A 23,423-nucleotide genomic window follows, 5' to 3' on the forward strand; every position below is an offset into this window, starting at 1 on the left:
CTCACGCTCTATGAGGTACATCCGTTCGATATAGATTGAGTGTTGATTGTTTATAATTTATGGTTAATTGTTCGTCCCTAATAATTAGTAATTAGTAATTACTAACTGGTCACTGTTAACTGAAAAGTGGTATACCTTACCAAATTATATTTATTTTTCCGCTTTCATTTCATCAATTTCCAGTAAATTAATAATTACGCCAGCAATAGGAATCGCAATAAAAATACCAACTAAACCTGCTACCCTAGCACCTACTAATAAAGCAAAAAACATAATTACTGGATTTAGATCGAGTGAACCTTGCATAATTCTAGGCATCAATAAATTTTCTTCTACTTGTTGAAGCAGAATACAACTTACTAATACAACTAGACTCAACCAAATACTTTGAGGTAAAACAATTAAAGCTACAATACTAATTCCCAATGTTGCACCAATTCCGGGAATTAGGTCAAAAACTCCACTAATTGCTGCAAGGGCTAAAGCATAAGGAATTTGAAAAAAAATAAACACAAGAAAAGCAGACAAACCAAAAAAAACCGATAAAATTAATCTTCCCCAAAAGAAACCTAAAAAGTTACGTTTAACTACAACTGTTAGTTTATTACGAAAATGAAAAGGAAAAATTTTTAGCAAAAAATCCCACAATTTTACTCCGTCTAATAACATGAAAAAAGCAACAACTGCAATTAAAATTAAATCAACCAAGTTAGTTAGGATTCCTGGTAAACTAGCCAGGCTCAACCCAATTCCAGATAGAATATAATCACGTAGTTGTGTCTGAATTAAGTCTAAATCTACTGGAATATTTAATCTTTCAAAAAAATTGTTGAACTGCTCTCCTATAAAAAAGAAATAATCTAGTAATTCAGGTATTTGTTCAATTATTTGTTGTCCTTGAGATATGATGGTAAACCCTAAAGTAAATGTTATGACAATAAAACTAAGCAGACTTACTAAAAAAACTAAGCAAACTGCTACACCATGAGATAAAAAATTTTCTAGCCATTGTACAGGGTAACTTAGTAAAAATGCCAAAATCGCTGCAAAGATAAAAATAATTAAAATTGTTTCAAAATAAGCCATAATTTGCGCTACCGCCCAACCAAGAGCGATCAGAAGCAAGTAGCGAATTAATTGTGAGTTATTGAGTTGATTTTGCATAGTGTAATTTTTTTTAATATTTAATTTTTAGATAAAAACAAATTTTAAAACGACTAACTTAAGTAAGAAAAATAAACTTTAAATAAATTCTGGTTAATTTAAAAATAAAGCATTTTTTTGCTCGTTTAATTTCTTGTTATAAAAGCTTAAAATTATACTTATTGCCAAATGATTAACTCATTTTGATTGATTGTCATTTTTTAATCACATTTATTTGATAAAAGATAGAAAAATAAAAAAAATATAGTTTTTAATCAAAACTTGCTCGTAATTATTCATTTTATAAATATTTATTAATCATTGGATTGTTTTTACCAGCAAGATTCAAACGGAGATAAATCGGATGATAGCCAAAGAAAATATAGAATCTCTTCAATGGCACGATCGCTCTGTGCAACAGCTTACTGAGCAATTAGCAACAGATCTCATGAGTGGTTTAACTTCAACAGAAGTCAAACAGCGACAAGAGCAGTTTGGTGCTAACGAACTCAAAAGCAAACCTCTCAAAAATCCAATCATTCGATTTCTAGAACAGTTTAATCAACCTTTGCTCTATATTTTGCTCGCTGCTGGTACGATCAAAGCTTTTTTAGGACAATGGGTTAATGCTTGGGTAATTTGGGGTGTAACCTTAATTAATGCCATTATTGGGTTTATTCAAGAAGCCAAAGCCGAAAGTGCGATCGCAGCTTTAGCTTCTGCGGTTCAAACCGAAGCTACTGTTCGCCGTAACAATCAAAAAGTGCGGGTTTCTTCAACAGAGTTAGTTCCAGGAGATTTAGTTTTACTTGCTTCTGGGGATAAAGTACCAGCCGATTTACGTTTGATTGAAGTCAAAAATTTACAGATTAATGAGTCGGCATTGACGGGGGAATCTGTTGCCGTCGAAAAAACTACCCAAATTTTTGCCTCCGATACTCCTTTAGCAGAACGCAGTAATATGGCTTATGCTGGTAGTTTCGTTACTTCTGGACAAGGAAGAGGTATTGTAGTTGCGATCGCGGAAGGAACAGAAACAGGGCGAATTTCGCAGCTAATGGAGAGGCAAACCAACCTCAGCACTCCCTTAACTCGAAAATTTGACAAATTTAGTCGAACTTTACTCTACATTATTTTAGGGGTAGCAGCATTTACTTTTGCGATCGGTTTGGGGTATGGCAATACTTGGACGACGATGTTTGAAGCGACAGTTGCTTTAGCTGTCAGTGCCATTCCTGAAGGTTTACCTGCTGTGGTTACCGTCACTTTAGCGATTGGTGTCTCGCGGATGGCGCGTCGTCATGCCATTATTCGTAAATTACCCGCCGTCGAAACTTTAGGTAGTGCAACAGTTATTTGTTCGGATAAAACTGGCACACTTACCGAAAACCAAATGACGGTACAAGCTATTTACGCAGGTGGTCAAAACTATTCGGTAACTGGTACGGGATATGCACCAGAAGGAAAAATTATTTTAACAGAAACTAATTCTTCAGCAGTTGAAAACAATTCCTTCGGTTTGAATAACGAACATCTCAAATCCGAAATTGCTTTATTGGAATGCCTCAAAGCTGGTTTATTATGTAATGATTCTCATTTAGAAGTCAAACAAGGAGAATGGGTTGTGGTTGGCGATCCCACTGAAGGAGCATTAATTGCTGCTGCTAATAAAGTGGGATTTACGCAAGTTGATTTAGAAGAGGCAATGCCTAGAGTCGATGTGATTCCCTTTGAGTCTGACTATCAATATATGGCAACCCTACACGACAAAGAGCTTCCAGGAGAAATAGTTCCTACTCTGGCTGAAGTGGGTAATGATCGAAACTCTTCGCTGAAAACAATTTATGTCAAAGGTTCAGTAGAAGCGATTCTGCCTCGCTGTCAGCAAATGTTAGATACTAAAGGTAATTTCGAGACTCTTCACTCAGAACGCATCCATGCAGAAGTAGAACAAATGGCACAAAGAGGGTTACGAGTATTAGCTCTAGCGAAAAAATCCGTCTCAGCTAGCAAAAATTCCCTTGCTCACAGTGATCTTGAAACTCAACTGGTTTTTGTGGGTTTACAAGGAATGATCGATCCACCCAGACAAGAAGCAATTAGAGCCGTACGTGCCTGTCAATCAGCAGGAATACAGGTAAAAATGATTACAGGTGACCATGCCGTTACTGCTAGAGCGATCGCTTCAAGCATGGGATTGCAGCGACAAGGAGAAGTTTTAGCCTTTACAGGACAAGAACTTACTCAAATGAACGAGCGAGAACTAGCCAATGCGGTAGAAGATGGAGTCGTGTTTGCGCGTGTTGCTCCCGAACAAAAGCTACGTTTAGTTGAAGCTCTTCAGTCTAGAGGAGAAGTCGTTGCCATGACAGGGGATGGTGTTAATGATGCACCTGCTCTCAAGCAAGCTGATATTGGCATTGCTATGGGTAAGGCAGGCACAGAAGTAGCCAAAGAAGCAGCCGATATGATCCTGACGGACGATAACTTTGCCTCTCTAGAAGCAGCAGTAGAAGAAGGACGTACAGTTTACCGCAATTTACTTAAAGCGATCGCGTTTATTCTACCAGTTAATGGTGGTGAATCGATGACTATTGTGATCAGTGTTTTGTTGGGAAGAACTTTACCAATCCTATCTTTACAAGTTTTATGGCTTAACATGATTAATTCAATTGCCATGACTGTTCCTTTAGCCTTTGAACCCAAATCTCAACGCGTAATGGAACAGCCTCCACGCAAACCTAATGAACCTCTACTCAACCGCAAGCTTTTAGTACGGATTATAATCATTTCTCTGTTTAACTGGCTCTTAATTTTTGGCGTATTTGAATGGATAGAAAGCACTACAGGCAATCTCAATCTAGCTCGAACTATGGCAATTCAAGCTTTGGTTGCAGGCAGAATTTTTTATTTATTGAGTATTAGTCAGCTAGGAATTGCTCTGTTTCAAAGAATTCGAGGTCAAGCTGCAAAAATTAATGATGCTCCTGCTATTGTGATTGGTATTGTTGGTACGATCATTTTACAAATCATTTTTAGTCAATGGAGTTTAATGAATACTTTATTCTCCACCGCACCATTAAACTTAAATCAATGGTTAATTTGTCTATTAGTTGGTTTACCAATGATATTAGTAGCCACCTTAGTCAATCGCTTAGATCCGCAGTCATAACTCTCGGTACTTAAACAATTTTGCTAGTCAATGGTACACCGCTTGAGCATTATTTTCTAAAGCGATCGCTTTTATCTAATACTAAATCCGATTTTCAAAACCGTGATTGAATATGCTCCCTGACCGTGAGAGATGCTCTCGGTCAAAACCCACTTTTAAGTTGATACTCCTAAATTCTTTTAAACTCTTCTGCCTAAGTGATGTATGACAACAGGATTTGGTATATTCATTCCATTTTACTTATGAGCGATAGGCTGTGAAGTGAATAAATATTTCTTCAGATATTTGTCAAAAGTGGGGTCTTGCCGACGAATCCACTCTAAAAGCATTGCTGCGTGTTCTTTTTCTTCATCTCTATTGTGAGAAAGGATCGCTTTGAGTTCGGAGTCGTGACAGGCATTTACTCTTTGATTATACCAGTCTACCGCTTCCAACTCCTCCATCAGTGAGGTGATGGCACGGTGCATTTCTCTGGTTACTCCTGTCAATTCATGAACTGGTTCGTGGTAGCCTTCGTTTGACATAGCGATCCTCCTACTCCCGATACTTTTGATTTTACCTGACACAGTTATTACCAGAGCGTTGAAACTGTAGCGTCGCTAAAAAAATATTTCTGAGGTACAGCTAAAATTTTGATTAAAACGTTACAGCGTAATTGCGACAGAAATTAAAGCCATCAGCTAAGTCTAATTTTTCTTGAATCGAGTTGAGAGTACATTCATATTTAATTTCTTTCTTTGCGATCAATCTCTGTAAATATAAAAAATAATTATTTATAGCCTTACCATATATTGTATCTTCCAAAACAGACGGCAGATTAAATTTAGCCTGCGTTAAGATAAGTAACTTGTTTCGTGTAACAGAAGAGAATGTTTAAAAAACGTTATTTCTGGGCTACTTTATTGTTATCATTCTGTTTTGCTTGGTTCATTTCTTTACCTGTTCAAGCACAACTTCCAGTTCCAGGAATTAGGGATTTAATTCTCGACTATAATTTTTTGAACCAAAGAACAGAAAATCCCATTGAAGTTGCTTGTATTCGTTTAGATGGTCGTTGTTTGTTTCAAATTGCTTTTCCCCAATCAAATTTATCAGAAAGAATTGATGAAATTCAGACTCGTTTAAATCAGATCAAAACCCAATATTTAAACAGAAATAAGCCTCAACTAGAAATTACTCAGGAAAGAAGAGGTAATTCTCAATACGTTTATGTTAATTTAGGCAATAATCCAATTTTACTGTTAACAGTAACTAGCGCAGATGCTGCTTTAGATGGACTTACTATTGAAACCAAAGCAGAACAAATTGCCACACAGGTAGAGAATGGTTTAGAACAAGCTCAACAAGAAAGACAAACAAAATTTCTAGTTCGTCAAGCAATTATTTCAGGAATTTTAGCATTCTTCATAGTTATTACTAGTTTAATTATTGCTCGTTGGCAAAACAAATCAAAAAAAATCAAACAAGAATTAAAGCCATCAAATCTTTCTAAATCTTCACCTTTATCAATTCGTCTTCGTCAACAACTACACTGGAATCTTAAAGAAATTCAACATCGATTTTTTCAGATAGTTCAAGTTGGTTTATGGGGAGGAGGAATACTTATAATTTTAGGTTTATTTCCTCAAACTAGAGTTTTACAATTAATTATTATTACAGGTATTCGTATCCCTTTAAGAGTAAGTTTAATCGGTTTACTTACTTATGTTATCATTCGCCTTTCTTATGTTATTATCAATCGTTTTACTTCAAGTTTTGTGAGTAGTAATCTACTTAGTCCTAGAGCTAACCGCAGAATGCAATTAAGGGTAACTACCGTTTCTAGAGTTAGCAAAAGCATTGTAACTATTATTTGGTTAACAATTGGTTTTATTGTCGCTCTTTCAGTAATTGGAATTAATGTTGCTCCTTTACTAGCTGGTGCAGGGATTTTAGGTTTAGCTATTTCTCTAGCTTCACAAAACCTAATTAAAGATGCGATCAATGGCTTTTTTATTATTCTTGAAGATCAATATGCTGTTGGTGATGTAATTGATGTTGGTGGGATTGGTGGTTTAGTTGAAAATATTAATTTACGCATCACTCAAGTAAGAGATGGCGAAGGAAGATTAATTACTATTCCTAATAGTGAAATTAAAATTGTTGCCAATCTTTCTAGTCAATGGTCAAGAGCAGATCTAAATATTCCTGTTGATTATCATACAGATATTGATAAAGCATTGCATTTAATTCATCAAGTAGCCGATGAAATTTGTCAAGATGAAAATTGGCGCGAGCAAATTATTGAATCTCCTCAAATTTTAGGAGTAGATAACTTTGCCGACCGCGGTATTTTAATTCGAGTTTGGATTAAAACTGAACCATTAAAACAATGGGAAGTGGCAAGAGAATTTCGTCGTCGCATTAAAATTGCTTTTGATCAAGCAGAAATTCCTATTCCCCCACCACAACAACAAGTATGGCTTAATCGTACTCATTAAAATTCCTGTGACGCAGGAAAGTTAACTCGAATAATGCTATTATATGAAGTCCGCTTCAATAGTTCCACATCAATTTTGACGCTTGAGACACTGAAACGGGGAGACTGAGAAAATTTTATTCCTATTAATTAAAAGGACTTGATATTACTTTAATTCTTGAAGTACTTGAAGCAGTAATTGTGTAAAAACATCATCATCTAATCTTTGTAAAGCTTCCATCAAAATATCAACATCTGATGCTTTAGTAGTTGAGGCAAACTTTTTTAAAGGAATTAACATTGATAGATGAGTAATTAATTGAATTAAATCTTCACGAATTTGCGATCGCTTTGCTTTTAATACCCTCATCGTACGACGAATTGAACGTTCTTTTTCAAATTCTATTATTAAAGCATCTTTTTCTGGAGGTTCATTCATCGCTAAAATCTATCTCAAAAAGTATGAACAAATCCCCATCTTGACAACAGTCACTTCAAGAGATTTACTCCTTGCATTAAAACCTAATTTAATTAGTAGCGAACATATGTTTTTAATTTAAATTTAAATAGCTCTAAATATTAAAAAATTAGTGAAAATAAAGTAATAGTAAGATTGCGATCCCCTTACTTATAGTTAAACGTCTTAATTTAACTTAGATAACAGTGACAATAAAATTAAATGATTATAAAAAAACTCTCCATAATGAAGAGTAACCTAAAATTAGTTAGATATTATTTAATTAAATTTGAATTTGTTTACACTTGTCCTACTAAAATACTATCTTCTTGAGTAATTTTAGTACCTAAAACTTTTAAAAAGGCAGCCAACCAGCGAGGATGTGCTGGCCAAGCAGGTGCAGTAACTAAATTACCATCCGCAATCGCATCATCAACGGCAAGTTCTACATATTCACCACCTGCCAGACGCACTTCAGGACTACAAGCAGGGTATGCCGAACAACGTTTACCTCGAATAACATCAGCAGCAGCTAGTAATTGTGCGCCATGACATATAGCTGCGATCGGTTTATTGTCATCAGCAAAATGTTGCACCAAACTAATTACAGTTTGATTTAAACGTAGATATTCTGGTGCGCGTCCTCCTGGAATGACTAAGGCATCATAATCTGCGGGATTAATTTGTTCAAAGGTAGCATTAAGAGTAAAGTTATGACCTTTCTTTTCGCTATAAGTTTGCTCGCCTTCAAAATCATGAATAGCAGTAGCCACTTTTTCTCCAGATTTTTTATGAGGACAAATAGCATGAACTGTATGTCCTACTACTTGTAAAGCTTGAAAAGGAACCATCACTTCATAATCTTCAACAAAATCTCCTACCAACATCAAAATTTTTTTTCCAGACATTTTAAACTCCTAATAGCTGATAGTATTATTTTACTTTTACTAATTTTAATGAAAATTTTTTTTAGTGATTTTTAAATTTTTCCTGCTTTATTTCTGCAACAATAATATTTAACTGCGCTCCCAATAACATTACTAATGAACTAAGATGTAGCCATAACATAAGTACAATAATTGTGCTAATTGCTCCATAAATTTTGTTATACATTCCCACCCAAGCAACATAAAAACGGAATAATCCTGAAACTACGACCCAAGAAACTGAAGCTAAAATTGCACCTGGTATAATTGGAGTTCCTTTGTTCCAATGACTTGTGCCAAAACGATAAATAAAAGCAAAGGCGACTGCAATAATTACTAAAGCCAGAGGAAAACTTAATAATCGCCAAATACTTATTAAAAGAGTAAGAAACGTTTTTTCAATATTAGAATTAATAATTAAACTACTTACAAATAAAAATAGATAATAAACCAATTGAGTTGAAAATATTCCACTAACAAATATAAAAATAGTTAAAAGATATTTATTGTTTTTTTTGTTTAACTTAAAATTAATTTGACGAACTTGGTTGATTAAATATACAGCCGTAGAAATAATTGTTAGAATAAAAATAATAGTAAATATTTTCCAAGTAATTAACAATAAACTTGCCCAGTTTTGCTGAAGAGCAAATCTCAATAAAAAATCGCCAACTATCAACAAAAATGAAGCAATAGTTAATAAAAAGAAAGTACCAATAGTAAGTAAGATTGCAACAAACTTATGTTGCCAAAAAGAACGTTTTAATGATTGAGGAACTTGATATATGTGATCGAGTGCATTCATAGCTGCACTTAAAACACCAGAAAAAACCCAGATTGCTATTAAAAAAATAAAAGAAAACCAACTCTTTTCTTCAGGTAGTTTGACTTTATCAATAAAATCTAGCAGCAATTGCCAAACTTGTGGCGGAAATATCCCTGTAAAACGAATAGCTAAATTAACTAACGTAGATTTAAGCGAATTTTCAAATAAACCGATCGCAGTAACAATAGCCAAAATTGCAGGAAACAAACCGAGCATTCCGTTAAATGCCATTTCCGAGGCTAAACCCGTTAAACGATTTTTAACCGCATAAACTACCATCTTCTTGAGCGTTGCCCAATTTAGATAACTCCAGAAATTGAAAAAAAACATGATTTTCTGAGCTTAAATCTACTTTAATTAGGGCGGTAGCTCTTCATAATTAATGATTGATTTAATAATGAAGTGGAATAGTTAATAAAGGTATAAATAATAAAATCAGCCAACTCCAACTATACCATTGAGGAGAAGAAATTTGTTGTGGTTCTGCCAAGATAAAATCTATTCTTTCACTTAAACGTCCTTGGAGTAAATTACAACTAAAATTGGCACAAAATATAGCAGGAGATTCTAGTGGATTTCTAACAATTTTGATTAAAGATTCTGCAAGTAAAAGTGGGTCAGCTTCCTGCGCTGCTTTGAGATCTGCTCTGACTTCTCTTAATAATAAAAGTTCTTGCCATAATAATTCACTATTCGGTAACCAACCAGTTAAATAACGTAGCCAACCTAACCAAAAATACCAAAAATTATCGCGATAATAAACGTGAGCTTGTTCGTGAGCTAATACTACTGCCAAATGCTCTTGATCCAACAATTCTAACAAGCCTTGACTAATAACTAATTGAGAATTCCAAAAACCAATTTGCGCGCTATAAGGAAAATTAGTTGGTAAAATGCGAACTGTTTGTTGCTCTAAAATTTTTTGTTCGTATTGGCTAATTTGATTGCTTAATTGATAGCCCTGATAAGCTAATTTTAATAATAAACCAACAGACGCGATCGCAAAACCAATGGCCAAACTATAACCCAACCAACTTGCCTGCATTCCCAACATTTGCCCTTGAAAACCCATGCAAATAACAGCTATAGCAGTAGAAAGAAGTAACAAAGGAGGAAAAATTAAACTAAAGAGCGATCGCTGCCAACGTTGTTTCCAAGTACCTGTAGGTTTTAACTCGATACATCGTAAACCCCAAGCAATAATTAAAGCAGTTAAAATCATCATTAAATGCATTATCTTTCTTCCTCCCGCTGAGAACGAATTGCTTGAATTCGAGCCGTAATTGCTTCAATTTGCTCTAAGCTCACTACATCTAAGCTATCAACAAAAGAGGCTACTAAGTCAGGATTACTAATTGCTAAAAAGCGATTTAGATGTTCATAAGATTTGAGTGCTTGTGCTTGCTCTTTAGAAACCATTGGTTGCCAGTAAAAAACCTTACCTTGTTTATGACATTTGAGCCAGCCTTTAGCAGTTAAACGTCTTAGTACTGTAGTTACCGAAGTATATGCTAAGTCACGATTAGGATCGGCTAAAATTCTCTGATGAACATCTTTGACAGTAGCGTTTTTTAATTGCCAAACAATTTCTAGTATTTCTGTTTCTAAAGGTCCAAGAGAAAGTTTTTTCGGTCGATATTCTGGCAGAGGAGACATAAGCTGATTCCAACTTTAATACTGCAATATTTTAAATCAAGATCTTGACTGTCAGGAACTGAAATTATAATTTTGCCACTGTAAGGTAAAGTGCCTACTTTAGTTTTTGTTGATTGTTGGTCGCTACGCGCACCTTCGGTGAGGTTAATTATTCGTCCCTAATAATTAGTCATTACTAACTGGTCACTGATAACTGAAAAGTGGTGTACCTCATAGAAATAACGACTGCTATATGTGTTCTCTATTCCATCGACATTTCTCAAAGTATCTTTTGGAAAGCAAAATTTCCTAAGATTTATTATGAATATCGCAAAAGGAGAAAATGAAGATGAAAGCAGTAGTAATGACCACAGCGGGTGAACCAGAAGTATTGCAATGGCAAGATGTTTCTGAACCACAAATCGAACAACCTAATCAAGTTTTAATCCAACTCAAAGCAGCAGGAATCAATCCCATCGATACTAAAATTCGTAGTCGAGGCACATTTTACCCCGATCAAATGCCAGCAATTTTAGGTTGTGATGGTGCAGGAATAGTTAAAGCTGTTGGTAGTGAGGTTAAAAATTTTAAACCAGGAGATGAAGTTTATTTTTGTGGTGGTGGTTTAGGTAAACAAGGAACAGGAAATTATGCCGAATTAGCCGTCGTTGCTGAACATTTCCTTGCTACAAAACCGAAATCTCTTTCTTTTGCGGAAGCTGCTGCTGCACCTTTAGTCTTAATTACTGCTTGGGAAGCTTTATACGATCGCGCTAGATTAGAAGCAGGACAAAAAGTTTTAATTCATGCTGGTGCTGGTGGTGTTGGTCATGTTGCGATTCAATTAGCCAAGCTTAAAGGTGCAGAAGTTTATACAACAGTTAGTTCGCCTGACAAAGCTAGACTAGTACGTCAATTGGGTGCAGATGAACCAATACTATATCAACAAACTAATTTTGTCGAAACTGTCTTAAAATTGACCAATGGTACAGGGGTAGACATCGCTTTTGATACAGTTGGTGGTCAAACTTTTTTTGATACTGTTAATGCAGTAAAAGTTTACGGCGATTTAGTTACGATTTTAGAACCAAATTATTCTTTAGGTACTTTAAAAGTTGCCCGTAATCGCAATTTAAGAATTAGTTTAGAGTTAATGCTGACTCCAATGTTATCAGGATTAATTGAAGCACAACAACATCAAGCAGAAATTTTGCAACAATGTGCCACTTGGATCGATCAAGAAAAATTAAAGATTCACCTTCATCAAACCTTCCCGCTTCAAGAAGCAGCAAAAGCTCATAAAATGTTAGAAAATGGCTCAATTACAGGCAAAATTGCTTTAATAATTTAGATAATTAATTAATAATTAAAAATTTTGAGGTTTTGCCTAAAGAACGAACTAAAGTAGAACCAGTGTGACCAGTTGTTAACCAAAGTATCGCTCTAGCACCATCTCGTAAAGTCTTTTCAATAGGTTCTGGAGGAGACTCAGAAGGTACGGCAATTGGTTTAAACATGATATGACGACTACCAAAGACGATTTCTCCAATGATTCTGGCACGCAGCATATGATTATCAGAAGTGATCAAATAAACACTTTTTATACCTTGAGCTTTTAGCTCATCAACCAAAGTAGTAAAATTAGTTACTGTATCGCTAGCACGATAATCTAAGTGTAAGCGATCGCGACTAATTCCTGCTTTATCAAAAATGTTTTCTGCATAATCTTCAGGACTTCCAGAAGAAACCCAAATTGGGATATCAGGGTATTTTTGCGCTAGTTGGGCTGCATAGCGTTCTCTTTCTTCATGCCCTCCTAACACAAATAAAGCTTCGGGCGCAACAAAATAACTTTGAACTTGTTTATAACCTAAGTATAGACAAGCTGCTATTAGAAGCCATGGGAATAGCTTAAATTTTTTCTTTCTGGGAGATTGGACATAACGAGAACGAGATTGAGTTCTAAAATGACCAATGTTTAACAACATCGCGTTATCCGATTCGGCTTGTCTATTTAAGTTAACTTTAGCCAGTATAGTCAACAATTTGATGAAATTTATCTCAAAGAGCCAAGTATTTTTACTGCAATTAAAAACAAATTAAATATTTTAGTAAATCTTAAAATTTATTTAAATTAACCTAAATCATCCAAAATACACTTTATTTAAGACTTTATTAAGGTCTGAACGAGTTGAGTGAAATCTAGGTAAAAATACTACGAAAAATTATTTAAATCACTGTTGGGATTGGTAAAAACTATCTTACTTTTATTATGCCAAGCAAAAGTCAAGTTTACTGTTTTCGTGCTAGTTATGACATTAAATTAGATAAAAGTACTCTTCCTCCTTGGCTCTCAGTCGATGAAAATTGGCTAGGATACCGAATTCAAACTTTACCCTGGATTGTTGATGTTGCTAAGGTGCTTGATTTATTAGTTATAGATGATTCTATAGAAGAATGGATTTTTTATTTAGAAAATTTAGGTTTAAAGGAAGTAACTCCCGTTTGTTGTGAGGAATTTTTTACTGATAGTTTATATTCTTGAAATTGGCTTTGGCGATCGCTATTCTCGTTACCTAGAAATCAAGACAAAAGTTTTTAAATGTTAAATTCTTATAAAGTCAATGTCACGAAAAAATCTTCACTGGGTAATGAAATTGTCACTTTTGCATATCTAGAGGAAGCTACTGAAGAAGATATACCATCAAATGACTCACCTGATTGGACTTTTGACTGGACTAGCTTATGGAATAAGGCAGATTTTGAATGTGAGGCTATTATTAAACTGTCTTTCAACAAAGAAGTTCTAGGACTGATTAGATTTGCGCTTTATCCCTTTTGTTCAGATAATTTAGAGCCTGAATATTTGGAAATTTTGCATCTAGAGTGTATTTCAAACGTAAAGCGATTTATTGATCCTGTAGGATTTTGGCTTCTTTGATATGCTTGTAAAATAAGTCTTACTTACTGTAGAGGCGATAGTGATGGAATCTTAATTAGACTAGATTCAGTAGAAACTGCCATACCTTACTACAGAGATAAAGTTAGAATGGATGAATTAGGTTGGGTTACTATAGCCCCAGGAGAAGATGGTTATGCTTTCAGCTTTACAAAAAACGGTGCAGAACAATTCTGTATCAGAATCGAGCAAGAATACGGTAATCCAGTCCAACTCTAGTGACCACTCTTGGAAAGAATCTTCTGATGATGTAGTTACTGTAGGCTTAAAACGGTGGATGAGTCATCAAGAGCGGTATGAATTTGTCAAAAATAGAACTTACCACAAAGATAAACCTTCTACATAATCAGTTACGAGACAAATTAAACCAAATTAAACATTGTTTAACCTGTGCCACAATATTAAATTATTTATCTTGTCTGCACTCGAAGCACTTGAAGCTTTCTCTGCCTTCCTCCGTTTTATAACTAATTATGCCCACTTACTCATTTCGTTCACACTCGCGTCCTCTCCATAAAATTGTTCGGTTAAAATTGAACCATTAGAAGTTTCAAGTACAAACCCTGCATCGCGAAGCATTTGAAAATCAGCCAAAGTTGCTTGTCCAGGAGTAGTTAAATAATCACCGATAAAAATAGAATTAGCAGGATAAAGTCCTAGCGGTTGTAGCGATCGCAAATGCACTTCTCTGCCACCAGCAATTCTAATTTCTTGGGCAGGAAGAATAAAACGAAACAAACAAAGCACTCGCAAACAATGACGAGGATTTAATTGATTTTGTTGAGCTAAAGGAGTTCCAGGTATAGGAATCAAAAAATTAATTGGCACACTAGTCACATTTAATTCTCGAAGTGAATAAGCTAAATCAATCACATCATCATCCGATTCTCCCATGCCAATAATTCCACCAGAACAAGTAGTAATACCTGCTGCTTGAACATTTTGAATTGTTTGGACGCGATCGCTAAAAGTATGAGTAGAACAAATTTGAGGGTGATATTGCTCAGATGTATTGAGATTATGATTGACTCGATCTACTCCAGCTTCTGCTAAACGATGGGTTTGTTCTTCTGTTAACAATCCTAAACACGCACAAACTTTCAATTCATGTTTAGCTTTAACTTCTTTGACTGCTTCTAATACTTTACTAAAAACTGATTCCGAAGGCGATCGCCCTGAAATCACAAAACAAAAAGTTCCTGCTTTTAATTCCGCTGCTTTAGCTGCTGCATCAACAATTTTTGCTTGTGCCATCAAAGGATATTTCTCAATTTCTGCTGTAGAGATTTTTGATTGAGAGCAATAATTACAATCCTCTGGACAAAGACCACTTTGAGCATTGAGCAAAAAATGCAGTCTGACGCGATTCCCCCAATAGTGATGACGAATCCGATAAGCTGCTGCTAGCTGCTCTAATAATACTTCATCAGGTGCTTCTAATACTGCCTGTGCTTGTGATCGAGAAATCAACTCTCCAGTCAAACTACGAGTCGCTAGTGCATTCCAATCGGGTGATTTCATGTTTTCAGCTTGTATTGCAGAGGACAAATATTTATTGTTCTACCACAAGCTAACTTTGTCCAGAGTTATTTTGATTAAAGTGGTCGCCAAAAAATAATTGAATCATTAAGAGGTTCTATTTTAGTTCCAGGAAAATAAAAAGCTAAAATTTGTTCGGCAGACCAACCTATTTGAGCCAAATTATAAGAGCCATATTGACTCAAACCAACTCCATGCCCAAAACCACCACCTACAAAGGTATACCCTAATAGTTTCTGAGATTGATTATAAATAGGTTCAAGATAAAATAAGGTACTACGAGGCGGTTCAAAAGCACTACGAGCTTCATTTTTATGTAACTCAACTACACCTTGATCGGTTTGAACTGTTAAAGTCAAAATTCTGCCTGATTGCGATCGCTCGGTGACGGCCATTGACTCAATAGTTTTAAAATTAGCCAGAGGATGATTATTTTTTTGAAGATATTTGCGTAAATCTCGATTCAAATCTTGCAGTTTACTTTCTTTACGCCAGCGAAAAATGCCTCTACCAGTTTCATTAAATCCTTGTTTCAAATCAATAAACTTGCGAAAAGTCGCTTCATCTGACAAAGAATAACGAGATAAATCCCAAATATTCCCAGGAGAATCGATCACTGATTTAAGATAGGGACGTTGAGAACCATTCCAAATATCACTAAAAGTAGCAGTTACCCCACCATTAGTAGAAGAATAAAGCGCATCTACCAATTCATTTTTGTAGGTTAACACCAATCCTTTCGTTGTAGCTATGGCACTGTCGGTTTGAGAAGTAACCCCTGTTAACCCTTTATATACTTGACAATGAACCGTCGCACAAAGCTGATAATCATCAGCAGCAAAACGACGCAAATTTCTTAAAGCATAAGTACGCGCTAAAATAGTCTGTGCTGCGATCGCCTGAATTGGTGCATTAGTACCTATTTCATAGGGAACTACTCCTCGCAGATAAGTTTCTAGAGGTACTTGGTTAACTAAAGTAAAACTACCATAAGCATTAGGTTGAAGTCGTAAATTACCGCCATAAAGATAAGTAGCAGAAGATTGTTTACTAGTTTTACTAACTTGAACTAAGTTTTTTTCAGTAGTAACTTCTACTTGATTGTGATGATATTTTTTGCCATCTATCAACACAGTAATTTGGGGTATTTGTGATAAAACTTCTGTTTTTAAATAAGGAGTTTTATAACCATTGACTTGCAAACTTTTTAATAATAAGCGACGAATCAAAGGAGTAGGATAAACTTTTCTATCCGCCCAAACTTGCCAACGTCCAGGTTGCACAATTTCGACTTTAATTCCCAAAGTTTGCCAAAATTGAGCATCAGCTTCTGCTGTTTCAAACGTAGCATGACTATTTAAAACTAACTGTTCAGAAATTTCTGGTTCAGCTAAAGATTGATATTCTACTTTAACTATTGCTTGTTTAGTTTTCAGTATCTGTTGTTGGTCTAAAAATTTTATAGTTAACTGATCGTCAGCCGTACTACGAATAATTAATTCATCAATAATTTCCTCTTTTTCATCAATTGGTTTAGCCCCTAATCTTTGCACGATGCCAACTTCAAGATTGAGAGGATTAGCCCAAACACTAGCAGACCAAACTGCTTCAAATCCACACAAACAACCTAAAAAGATAACAATAAAACTACGACGAATCATAATAAATTTTATAATCTCAATTACTACAGTCAGACTTAATGTTCTGCGGGTTCGAGATTATCTAAATTAATATTTTCAAGTAATATTTCTCCGTTGATCATTTTGTACGCAGCGTCTAATAAAGCATCTTCTACATAGGGTTTAACAAAATAACCTTTTGCTCCTCTTTTGGCAGCAATATTACGCATCTTTTGCGCTCCGCGAGAAGTTAACATAGCCACAGGTAAAGCAGAAAGTTTTTCGTCTTCTTGCAAACGAGCTAATAACTCTAAACCATTAAGTCTCGGCATTTCTATGTCACAAAAAGCTAAATCGCAATCCAATCCAGCTTGTAATTTATCCCATGCTTCTTGACCATCTCTAGCTTGTTCCACTTGAAAACCAGCTTTTTTGAAAGTCATTGATAATAATTCTCTAACTGTTACCGAATCATCAATAATTAAAACGATTGGTTGAGTTCTTTCTGCTTTGGTTAATGGCTCAGATGAACTAATACCAGTAGATTTAGAGTTGACCACCATCGAATTGGCAGCTTGATTAGCTCGATTAATTTCAATCAAACGTTGAGCCACATCCATCAATTCTTTTTCGGTATAAGGCTTAGTTAAATAAGCTTTTGCTCCTAAATCTGTAGCTAATTTTCGATGTTTTTCTGCACCGCGAGAGGTCAGCATTGCCACAGGAATTAAATTAAGTTTTTCATCTTTTTGTAAATTAGAAAGCAATTCTAATCCATTCATTCTGGGCATTTCGATGTCACAGAAAATCATGTCACAAGGTAAACCATTACGAAGTTTATCCCAGCCTTCTTGACCATCTCTAGCTTGTTCGACACGATAACCTAATTTATTGAAACTAAGAGTAAGCAATTCTCGGACGGTAATTGAGTCGTCAACCACCAGTACCAAGGGTTCACTTCTGACTGGTTCAGTAGGTATTTGAAATTTTTCGGTCTGAGTTTGCCAGAGATTAAGTCCAATTTCTGTAGTTCTTTTACCTTGAGCAATTTCAATTAGTTCTAAAACATCGCCAATGGGAATAATTGTCCCATCGCCTAATACAGTTGCTCCAGCAATCCCTGCTGGTTTGGGTACTGGTCCTTCAATTTGTTTGATAACTATTTCTTGTTCTCCTAGAACTTGGTCTACTTGAACCGCCAATAAATGATCACCACTATGTAAAACAATTACAGAAACAGTATCTTCGTCGGTTTGACTGCCACCGTAAATATTTGTTCTACTAAGTTGACGATTGTAGGACAACAAGTTAGATAAAGATTGAAAAGGTAATAAAGTATTATTCCAGCTAATACATTTGACTCCATTGCTATTGGTTGGAATTTCGTTAAGAGGATATTCTTTAGCTTCTTCTACTCCATCGATAGGAAAAGCAATTCTAGTATTGTTGTAACTACAAGTAAGAGCTTTACAAATACTGAGAACTAAGGGTAAACGAATTGTGAAAGTAGTTCCTTTACCAAGTTCTGATTCGATGTTAATCGTACCGCGAATTTTTTTGAGGTCGGTAATAACTACGTCCATACCCACGCCTCGTCCAGCAAAGTCGTCAGCTTTGTCTTTGGTACTAAACCCAGCATGGAATAGCAAATCGTATACTTCTTGTTGAGATAGGTTTTGTGCTTGCGCCCAAGTTAAAAGATTTTTTTCAACTGCTTTGGCTTTGACTCGTTCAGAATCAATCCCAGCCCCATCATCTGAGACAGAAATTACTGTTTGATTTCCTTGAATAAAAGCACGAATTTTAATTTTCCCCGTTGCTGGTTTTCCTTGTAAAATTCTTTCTTGAGGAGATTCAATTCCGTGCGTAATAGCATTATTAACTAAGTGAGTCATCGGGTTATAAAGATGCTCAACAATCATTTTGTCAATTAAGACTTCTTTACCTTCTATTTCTAGTTCGACTTGTTTTTTTAACTGATGGGAAATGTTGCGTACTGCTCTTGGTAGACGGTCTGCGGTTTGACCAAATGGAGTCATCCGCGAGGAATTGATTCCTTCTTGTAGTTGAATTGTAACTTGTCGCAATGATTGAGTTACTTTATCGGTTTCGTCAACCACAAATTGAATATCAGAAGATGCTTCACGAATACGGACAATTAATTCAACAATGTCTTGGGAAAGTAAGTGAAACCCAGTAAAACGATCCATTTCTAAAGCACTGAGTTCATCGTCGCTGTTATTTTCTTGCTCAGAGTTAGAATTGAGAAAACCAGATTGAGTCCTGCGAGAGAAAGCTTTAGTGGACTGATTTTGCTGACGACTAGCCAACAACGCACCTTCTAGAAGGGATTTTTCGTATAAGTCGTGCATTCTTGCACCGACATCCCCTAGAGATTGAATATGATTTAACAAATTATCCAAGAAAAGACGCAAACGTTCTTGGTCTTCTTCTAAGCGGTTACGTTTTACTACTAACTCTCCAATCATATTGTTGAGGCTGTCTAGTTTTCTAACTGATACCCGCATTGTTTGATCGAAAGTTTGATTATTTTGCGACCTCGAATGCACCTGTGGTGCAGATTGCGCAAAAGAACCAATTTGAGGTTCGTAGCTGTTGGCAATAGATGGCTCAAGTAAATCGTCTAGTTCACCTAAAGTGTTGGTAGGTAATGATTCTTCAAAAATACCTTCTAAGTCGTCTAAATTATGAGCAACGATTATTTCTTGATTATTATTGTCTAATTCTAGTAGTTCTTCTAACTCATTAAATTGCTCTAATTCTTTCAGATCTGACTCAATATTTAACTGAAGTTCTAAATCTTTAAATTGTTCAGTTGATGATGCTGGTGTAAGCGAAAATTCTGGTTCTAAATCCTGCCAATCTAACTGGTTATTTAGTTCTAATAAATTATTTTCAGCTAAATCTAAATCCTCTAAATTTAAATCGATATTAGCTTGATTTAATATAGGGGAAGAATCTTGTTCAATTTTATTGATATTTGATTCGCTAGGGTTGCTGTCAGCCTTTAGATCGCATAATTCTTCATCCAAATCTAAGTCATGAAAGGCTAATGGTTCTGAGCTTAATTCTGATTGGTTAGTCAGAGAAGATTCTTCTGGCAAGTCCGAAGTTGTCGACCAATAATCTTCAGACTCAGCAACATTGATTGAAGCAGATTTCTCATCTTGCCTCATATTTTCAGTATCATCAAATAAATCTATTAATTCATCATCCCAGAGGTCATTAAGTTCTATAGGCTGGTCTTGATTATTCATAAGTTTTCTCTTTTCGATTTGCTTAAGCTTAACCGATGCTAAAGAATTCTGAAATCTAATAAAAACGTTGGTAAGATAAGCCTTACCAGTCATAATGAATTAATATAAAAATTACGTTACTTTATATGATTCTAGTTTTTCTAAAATTGGAGCGTCAAATTAATTTCCGTAAATGGACTTCTGTTCAAGGATGATTTTAATTATTATATGACTTCTCCTACTGCAACCTTGCTTGTTTCTTGTCCTGATCGCCCTGGATTAGTAGCAAAAATTGCGAATTTTATTTATTCTAATGGTGGCAATATTATTCATGCCGATCAACATACAGATTTTACGGCAGGTTTATTTTTAATTAGGATTGAATGGCAGCTTGAAGGTTTTTTGTTACCCAGAGACGTAATTGATACAGCTTTTGCTGCGATCGCAAAACCCATTGAAGCAAGCTGGCAATTACATTTTTCTGATACTATTCCTCGGATTGCAATTTGGGTTACTAAGCAGGATCATTGTTTATTAGATTTACTCTGGCGACATCAAGCTCAAGAACTTCCTGCTCAAATAGCATTAATAATTAGTAATCATGCTCATTTAGAATCTATTGCTCAACAATTTAAGCTAGATTTTTATCAATTTCCGATTACTAAAGATAATAAATTAGAACAAGAAGCTAAAGAGTTAGAGTTACTTCAAAAATATCAAATAGATTTAATTGTCTTAGCAAAATATCTGCAAATTCTTAGTGCCGATTTTGTGGCTAAGTTTCCCAATATTATTAATATTCATCATTCATTTTTACCAGCTTTTCCTGGAGCAAATCCTTATCAACGCGCTTATGAAAGGGGAGTAAAAATTATTGGCGCAACTGCTCATTATGTCACTGCCGATTTAGATGAAGGACCTATTATTGAACAAGAAGTAGTTCGAGTTAGTCATCGTGATACTGTGGCAGATTTGATTCGTAAAGGTAAGGATTTAGAACGATTAGTTTTGTCTCGTGCTGTGAGATTGCATTTACAAAATCGAGTTTTAGTTTATGGTAATCGTACTGTGGTTTTTAGCTAATAAAAATCAAAAGCAGCTTGGATATAATCTTGTAGAGTAAAAATAAATTTGTTTGCTTGTCCTATTTTTTGTTGATAGCTAACTAATGCGACATCAAAACGACAGGGACAATTAATTAACTGAGGATGTTCTGCTAAAAATAATTCAGCACTCAAAAAAAGTTTGTGTTGTTTCTGATGATTAATCGCTAATAATCCATTAGCATCCCAATTTTTTTGGCTACGGGTTTTGACTTCTACAAATACTAAAATACTAGTGATCTTTTCTAAAAAAATTAGATCTATTTCTCCCCAACGACAACGCCAACGATGATGATACAATTGATAACCCTGGGTTTCTAACCATTGAGCAACAAATTTTTCTCCTAATTCACCAATTTTATTCATTAATAAATTTAAGATAATTAGTTTAAAATAATAACTTATAAACTATTAATAATCAACTATCTACGAACGCTAAATTATCTGTGTTAATGCTATAGATAAACAATTAACAAAAAACAAAAATATTCATCATCAATTATCATGATTTACAGCAGTTTTCGTGCTTGATAGACTATACCTTATTATTAGGCAAGAGATAAAAAGTAACTAATAACTGGTGACTGATAACTGATAACTGGTAACTAAAATGACACAACCAAAAGTAATTTTTTTTGATGCAGTAGGAACTTTATTTGGAGTAAAAGGAAGTGTAGGAGAAGTTTATCACCAAATCGCTCTTAATTTTGGAGTAAAAACTAATCCTACCGATTTAAATATCGCTTTTTTAAATAGCTTTAAAACAGCACCACCACCTATTTTTACTAATGCGTCATTACCAGAACTAAGCCAACAAGAATATAATTGGTGGTATGCGATCGCAAAATCAACTTTTACTCAAGTTGGTGTTTTAGAGCAGTTTAATAATTTTGACGCTTTTTTTGCCGAACTTTATCATTATTTTGCTACCGAACAACCTTGGTATATCTATCCAGATGTATTACCAACCTTACAAAAATGGCAAAAGCGAGGTGTAGAGTTAGGAATTATTTCTAATTTTGATACTCGAATAGAACAGGTAATTGAATTATTAAATTTAAAAACATTTTTTAAAACAACCACAATTTCTAGTTTGGTTGGTGCAGCTAAACCAGATCCTAAAATCTTTTTGACTGCTTTATCTAAACATAATTGTTTGCCTCAACAAGCTTGGCATATTGGTGATAGTTTTACAGAAGATTATCAAGGTGCTAATCAAATTGGCATGAAAGCATTTTGGTTGAACCGATCCGAGGAATTATCAGTCCGTAAAAACCAACTACCCAATTTAAATCGTCTGGGATAAACTTGTGTTTAAATAATTTAAATTCAATTATGGTTGAATGAGGGGGAAATAATCTTGGATACGGCAAGTCAACAGAGAATTTTAGGCTATTTTATTGAAGAAGCAAAAGAACATCTGCAAACTTTAGAACAGGGGATTTTACAATTATCCACTGCGGTTAAAGATACGGAAATGGTTAATGAAATGTTTCGTGCTGCTCACTCAGTTAAAGGTGGTGCAGCGATGTTGGGATATAGCACTATTCAAAAAACTGCTCATCGTCTAGAAGATTCTTTTAAAGTGTTGCGGGAACATCCTGTCGATGTCGATCAAAAACTAGAATCTCTTTTTTTGACAGGATATGATTATTTACAAGATTTAATCGAAAGACTAGAAAGTTCTCCTAATTTTCGTGACGAAGATGCTTTAGAAATCCTCGAACAAGCGGAGTCCAATTTTACTTTATTGCAAAACTATTTAAAAGAATTATTGGCAGGAAATCAATCGGGAATAACTACTTCAGAAGCTTCAATCAATATTGCTGAAGAAGTCAAAGAAACTCTTAAAGAAATGCTGTTGTTATTTAAGCAACCCGATAGTCCAACAAATCGGCAACAACTGCAAAAATTATGTCAAAATTTAGGAAGATTAGCTCCTGAACAAACCAATTGGCAAAATCTGGTCAAAACCGCTACTGTAGCACTGGCGAATACTAAATATCCTTATAATACTGTTGCTCAAATTGTTATTAAAGAATTAAAACTCTGTGGTGATCTTCTTCATAGTGGACAAGGAGAGCAAATTGTCCCTAGTAATAATCTTAAACAATTAGCTGCCACTGCTACGAAGACAGTTCCTCCTGGTAATGTTGCTCAAATAACTATTCCTGTAGAACCTCAAGCTGCTGCGATCGCAATTCTTAAATCTTTTAATAAACAACAAATAGCTCAAATTATTAAAATACTTTCTAGTCAAATTTTAGATAAAAAATAACTTCAAATCAGAAACAGATAGTTACCACAGCTAATATGTGTCATAATAAAT

At 34.9% G+C, this 23,423-nt stretch carries 21 protein-coding genes; 9 read left to right on the forward strand and 12 right to left on the reverse strand.

The window, feature by feature from the left end; translation table 11 throughout:
• Positions 1–150: 150 nt before the first annotated feature.
• Entirely contained in the window at positions 151–1,164 is a 1,014-nt protein-coding gene (locus STA7437_RS03290; RefSeq protein WP_015191950.1) for an AI-2E family transporter, read from the reverse strand.
• A 343-nt stretch (positions 1,165–1,507) separates the two neighbouring features.
• Here STA7437_RS03290 and STA7437_RS03295 point away from each other — a divergent pair, with 343 nt between their 5' ends.
• Entirely contained in the window at positions 1,508–4,315 is a 2,808-nt protein-coding gene (locus tag STA7437_RS03295; protein WP_015191951.1) for a cation-translocating P-type ATPase, read from the forward strand.
• Positions 4,316–4,551: 236 nt separating this feature from the next.
• On the opposite strand, the gene STA7437_RS03300 is transcribed toward STA7437_RS03295, so the two are convergent.
• Positions 4,552–4,839, reverse strand: a complete 288-nt coding sequence (locus tag STA7437_RS03300) for an encapsulin-associated ferritin-like protein (RefSeq protein ID WP_015191952.1) — start codon at positions 4,837–4,839, stop codon at positions 4,552–4,554.
• A gap of 345 nt (positions 4,840–5,184) precedes the next feature.
• Here STA7437_RS03300 and STA7437_RS03305 point away from each other — a divergent pair, with 345 nt between their 5' ends.
• The gene (locus STA7437_RS03305; protein ID WP_015191953.1) at positions 5,185–6,795 is read left to right on the forward strand and encodes a mechanosensitive ion channel family protein; all 1,611 of its coding nucleotides are present in this window, start codon (positions 5,185–5,187) and stop codon (positions 6,793–6,795) included.
• A 144-nt stretch (positions 6,796–6,939) separates the two neighbouring features.
• Here the strand turns inward: STA7437_RS03305 and STA7437_RS03310 are convergent, their stop codons facing one another.
• The 5 genes from STA7437_RS03310 to STA7437_RS03330 all read right to left on the reverse strand — a co-directional run bounded on the left by STA7437_RS03310 (position 6,940) and on the right by STA7437_RS03330 (position 10,638).
• On the reverse strand, positions 6,940–7,212 hold the full coding sequence (locus tag STA7437_RS03310; RefSeq protein WP_015191954.1) for a hypothetical protein: 273 nt from the start codon (positions 7,210–7,212) through the stop codon (positions 6,940–6,942).
• A gap of 317 nt (positions 7,213–7,529) precedes the next feature.
• Entirely contained in the window at positions 7,530–8,138 is a 609-nt protein-coding gene (locus STA7437_RS03315; protein WP_015191955.1) for a DJ-1/PfpI family protein, read from the reverse strand.
• Positions 8,139–8,199: 61 nt separating this feature from the next.
• Entirely contained in the window at positions 8,200–9,312 is a 1,113-nt protein-coding gene (locus STA7437_RS03320) for a YihY/virulence factor BrkB family protein (RefSeq protein WP_041619112.1), read from the reverse strand.
• A gap of 61 nt (positions 9,313–9,373) precedes the next feature.
• Positions 9,374–10,216: a M56 family metallopeptidase gene (locus STA7437_RS03325; RefSeq protein ID WP_015191957.1), complete on the reverse strand. Its 843-nt coding sequence runs from the start codon at positions 10,214–10,216 to the stop codon at positions 9,374–9,376.
• Entirely contained in the window at positions 10,216–10,638 is a 423-nt protein-coding gene (locus STA7437_RS03330) for a BlaI/MecI/CopY family transcriptional regulator (RefSeq protein WP_015191958.1), read from the reverse strand. The genes STA7437_RS03325 and STA7437_RS03330 overlap by 1 nt, the downstream gene beginning before the upstream one ends.
• A 328-nt stretch (positions 10,639–10,966) precedes the next feature.
• Between STA7437_RS03330 and STA7437_RS03335 the strand changes: the two genes are divergently transcribed.
• The gene (locus tag STA7437_RS03335) at positions 10,967–11,968 is read left to right on the forward strand and encodes a zinc-dependent alcohol dehydrogenase family protein (protein WP_015191959.1); all 1,002 of its coding nucleotides are present in this window, start codon (positions 10,967–10,969) and stop codon (positions 11,966–11,968) included.
• Positions 11,969–11,972: 4 nt separating this feature from the next.
• Here STA7437_RS03335 and STA7437_RS03340 read toward each other — a convergent pair whose 3' ends face one another.
• Positions 11,973–12,605, reverse strand: coding sequence for a YdcF family protein (locus tag STA7437_RS03340; protein ID WP_015191960.1), 633 nt, complete (start codon positions 12,603–12,605; stop codon positions 11,973–11,975).
• Positions 12,606–12,889: 284 nt separating this feature from the next.
• Between STA7437_RS03340 and STA7437_RS03345 the strand changes: the two genes are divergently transcribed.
• From STA7437_RS03345 to STA7437_RS26080, 3 genes are all read left to right on the forward strand, one after another.
• Positions 12,890–13,162, forward strand: a complete 273-nt coding sequence (locus STA7437_RS03345) for a hypothetical protein (RefSeq protein WP_015191961.1) — start codon at positions 12,890–12,892, stop codon at positions 13,160–13,162.
• A gap of 57 nt (positions 13,163–13,219) precedes the next feature.
• Complete coding sequence (locus STA7437_RS25790; protein WP_015191962.1) at positions 13,220–13,558, forward strand: hypothetical protein; 339 nt, start codon at positions 13,220–13,222, stop codon at positions 13,556–13,558.
• Positions 13,559–13,712: 154 nt separating this feature from the next.
• Positions 13,713–13,922 carry a hypothetical protein gene (locus STA7437_RS26080; RefSeq protein ID WP_015191963.1) on the forward strand — a complete coding sequence of 70 codons (210 nt, stop codon included), beginning with the start codon at positions 13,713–13,715 and terminating at the stop codon, positions 13,920–13,922.
• A 125-nt stretch (positions 13,923–14,047) separates the two neighbouring features.
• On the opposite strand, the gene bioB is transcribed toward STA7437_RS26080, so the two are convergent.
• From bioB to STA7437_RS03365, 3 genes are all read right to left on the reverse strand, one after another.
• The gene (bioB, locus tag STA7437_RS03355; RefSeq protein WP_015191964.1) at positions 14,048–15,097 is read right to left on the reverse strand and encodes a biotin synthase BioB; all 1,050 of its coding nucleotides are present in this window, start codon (positions 15,095–15,097) and stop codon (positions 14,048–14,050) included.
• Positions 15,098–15,171: 74 nt separating this feature from the next.
• Positions 15,172–16,776: a SpoIID/LytB domain-containing protein gene (locus STA7437_RS03360; RefSeq protein WP_015191965.1), complete on the reverse strand. Its 1,605-nt coding sequence runs from the start codon at positions 16,774–16,776 to the stop codon at positions 15,172–15,174.
• A gap of 35 nt (positions 16,777–16,811) precedes the next feature.
• Positions 16,812–20,105: a hybrid sensor histidine kinase/response regulator gene (locus STA7437_RS03365; RefSeq protein WP_015191966.1), complete on the reverse strand. Its 3,294-nt coding sequence runs from the start codon at positions 20,103–20,105 to the stop codon at positions 16,812–16,814.
• A gap of 114 nt (positions 20,106–20,219) precedes the next feature.
• Between STA7437_RS03365 and purU the strand changes: the two genes are divergently transcribed.
• On the forward strand, positions 20,220–21,074 hold the full coding sequence (gene purU / locus STA7437_RS03370; RefSeq protein ID WP_015191967.1) for a formyltetrahydrofolate deformylase: 855 nt from the start codon (positions 20,220–20,222) through the stop codon (positions 21,072–21,074).
• Here the strand turns inward: purU and STA7437_RS03375 are convergent.
• Complete coding sequence (locus STA7437_RS03375; protein ID WP_015191968.1) at positions 21,071–21,460, reverse strand: YraN family protein; 390 nt, start codon at positions 21,458–21,460, stop codon at positions 21,071–21,073. The genes purU and STA7437_RS03375 overlap by 4 nt on opposite strands.
• A 244-nt stretch (positions 21,461–21,704) precedes the next feature.
• Between STA7437_RS03375 and STA7437_RS03380 the strand changes: the two genes are divergently transcribed.
• Positions 21,705–22,400, forward strand: a complete 696-nt coding sequence (locus STA7437_RS03380; protein WP_015191969.1) for an HAD-IA family hydrolase — start codon at positions 21,705–21,707, stop codon at positions 22,398–22,400.
• A 54-nt stretch (positions 22,401–22,454) separates the two neighbouring features.
• Complete coding sequence (locus STA7437_RS03385) at positions 22,455–23,372, forward strand: Hpt domain-containing protein (protein ID WP_015191970.1); 918 nt, start codon at positions 22,455–22,457, stop codon at positions 23,370–23,372.
• The last annotated feature ends 51 nt before the right edge of the window (positions 23,373–23,423 follow it).

The sequence above is a fragment of the Stanieria cyanosphaera PCC 7437 genome (genome assembly GCF_000317575.1).
Classification (GTDB): domain Bacteria; phylum Cyanobacteriota; class Cyanobacteriia; order Cyanobacteriales; family Xenococcaceae; genus Stanieria; species Stanieria cyanosphaera.

Coding starts and splice junctions, on each gene's coding strand:
- STA7437_RS03295 (WP_015191951.1), top strand. CDS start 1,508: ATGATAGCCAAAGAAAATATAGAATCTCTTCAATGGCACGATCGCTCT.
- STA7437_RS03375 (WP_015191968.1), bottom strand. CDS start 21,460: ATGAATAAAATTGGTGAATTAGGAGAAAAATTTGTTGCTCAATGGTTA.
- STA7437_RS26080 (WP_015191963.1), top strand. CDS start 13,713: ATGCTTTCAGCTTTACAAAAAACGGTGCAGAACAATTCTGTATCAGAA.
- STA7437_RS03365 (WP_015191966.1), bottom strand. CDS start 20,105: ATGACTGGTAAGGCTTATCTTACCAACGTTTTTATTAGATTTCAGAAT.
- purU (WP_015191967.1), top strand. CDS start 20,220: ATGACTTCTCCTACTGCAACCTTGCTTGTTTCTTGTCCTGATCGCCCT.
- STA7437_RS03325 (WP_015191957.1), bottom strand. CDS start 10,216: ATGCATTTAATGATGATTTTAACTGCTTTAATTATTGCTTGGGGTTTA.
- STA7437_RS03380 (WP_015191969.1), top strand. CDS start 21,705: ATGACACAACCAAAAGTAATTTTTTTTGATGCAGTAGGAACTTTATTT.
- STA7437_RS25790 (WP_015191962.1), top strand. CDS start 13,220: ATGTTAAATTCTTATAAAGTCAATGTCACGAAAAAATCTTCACTGGGT.
- STA7437_RS03300 (WP_015191952.1), bottom strand. CDS start 4,839: ATGTCAAACGAAGGCTACCACGAACCAGTTCATGAATTGACAGGAGTA.
- STA7437_RS03340 (WP_015191960.1), bottom strand. CDS start 12,605: ATGTTGTTAAACATTGGTCATTTTAGAACTCAATCTCGTTCTCGTTAT.
- STA7437_RS03305 (WP_015191953.1), top strand. CDS start 5,185: ATGTTTAAAAAACGTTATTTCTGGGCTACTTTATTGTTATCATTCTGT.
- STA7437_RS03290 (WP_015191950.1), bottom strand. CDS start 1,164: ATGCAAAATCAACTCAATAACTCACAATTAATTCGCTACTTGCTTCTG.
- bioB (WP_015191964.1), bottom strand. CDS start 15,097: ATGAAATCACCCGATTGGAATGCACTAGCGACTCGTAGTTTGACTGGA.
- STA7437_RS03345 (WP_015191961.1), top strand. CDS start 12,890: ATGCCAAGCAAAAGTCAAGTTTACTGTTTTCGTGCTAGTTATGACATT.
- STA7437_RS03320 (WP_041619112.1), bottom strand. CDS start 9,312: ATGTTTTTTTTCAATTTCTGGAGTTATCTAAATTGGGCAACGCTCAAG.
- STA7437_RS03360 (WP_015191965.1), bottom strand. CDS start 16,776: ATGATTCGTCGTAGTTTTATTGTTATCTTTTTAGGTTGTTTGTGTGGA.
- STA7437_RS03315 (WP_015191955.1), bottom strand. CDS start 8,138: ATGTCTGGAAAAAAAATTTTGATGTTGGTAGGAGATTTTGTTGAAGAT.
- STA7437_RS03310 (WP_015191954.1), bottom strand. CDS start 7,212: ATGAATGAACCTCCAGAAAAAGATGCTTTAATAATAGAATTTGAAAAA.
- STA7437_RS03335 (WP_015191959.1), top strand. CDS start 10,967: ATGAAAGCAGTAGTAATGACCACAGCGGGTGAACCAGAAGTATTGCAA.
- STA7437_RS03330 (WP_015191958.1), bottom strand. CDS start 10,638: ATGTCTCCTCTGCCAGAATATCGACCGAAAAAACTTTCTCTTGGACCT.